Origin of the sequence: Clostridium sp. (genome assembly GCF_051650885.1) — a bacterium.
GTDB lineage: Bacteria > Bacillota > Clostridia > Clostridiales > Clostridiaceae > Clostridium.
This window is the reverse complement of the sequence record NZ_JBOFRG010000239.1, coordinates 1-1092: the sequence shown is the minus strand read 5'-3', so window position 1 is coordinate 1092 and position 1092 is coordinate 1. Positions and strand designations below refer to the sequence as shown.

Genomic DNA, 1092 nt, shown 5'->3' with positions numbered 1-1092 from the left:
GCATTTCAATTCTATCTGGGTTGTTTTTCTTGTTCTTCATTGAGTTATAGTTTCTTTGTTTACACTCTGTGCATGCTAAAGTTATTTTTACTCTCACGATGTGCACCTCCAGTTTGATTATATATTCTAAGAGACCTATTGTCCTCTTACTGTCTTTTAAAATGTGATTTTTGAATTACCTTCACACATTATCACATATTTAAGGAACTGTCAATATTCTATTCTTTTTAAAGGACTAGGATTCACTAAAAACCTAGCCCTTTATTCAAATTTAGAGATTATTTACTAAAAATTAAGCTAATACTTTAGTAACAACTCCTGAACCTACTGTTCTTCCACCTTCTCTGATTGCGAATCTTAATCCTTCGTCCATTGCGATTGGATTAATTAATTCAACTACCATGTCGATGTGATCTCCAGGCATAACCATTTCCATACCTTCTGGTAATTTGATTGATCCTGTTACGTCAGTTGTTCTGAAGTAGAATTGTGGTCTGTATCCATCGAAGAATGGAGTATGTCTTCCACCTTCTTCTTTTTTAAGTACGTATACTTGACCTACGAATTTTGTATGTGGGTTTACTGATCCTGGCTTAGCTAATACTTGCCCTCTTTCGATGTCAGTTCTTTGAACCCCTCTTAATAATGCTCCGATATTATCTCCAGCTTGCGCGTCGTCTAATAATTTTCTGAACATTTCGATTCCTGTTATAACAACTTTTCTAGTTTCTTCTTTTAATCCAACGATTTCAACTTCGTCACCTACGTGAAGGATTCCGCTTTCAACTCTTCCTGTTGCAACAGTTCCTCTACCAGTGATTGTGAATACGTCCTCGATTGGCATTAAGAATGCTTTATCAGTTGCTCTCTCTGGAGTTGGGATGTAGCTATCTACTGCTTCCATTAACTCTTCGATACATTTGATTGAATCAGCATCAGTTGGGTTTTCTAAAGCTTTTAAAGCTGACCCTGTTATTACTGGAATATCATCTCCTGGGAAGTTGTATTCGCTTAATAATTCTCTGATTTCCATTTCAACTAATTCTAATAATTCTTCATCATCAACCATATCAGCTTTGTTTAAGAAAACAA

The 1092-nt window shown here is 35.5% G+C and carries 2 protein-coding genes; both read right to left on the bottom strand.

Translation table 11 applies throughout. The features are described 5' to 3' along the window. A partial coding sequence (rpmG, locus tag ACRC28_RS11345; protein WP_438543561.1) for a 50S ribosomal protein L33 occupies window positions 1-97 on the bottom strand: 97 nt, incomplete at its 3' end. Window positions 98-292: 195 nt separating this feature from the next. Beyond that, a partial coding sequence (locus ACRC28_RS11340; RefSeq protein ID WP_438543560.1) for an elongation factor Tu occupies window positions 293-1092 on the bottom strand: 800 nt, incomplete at its 5' end.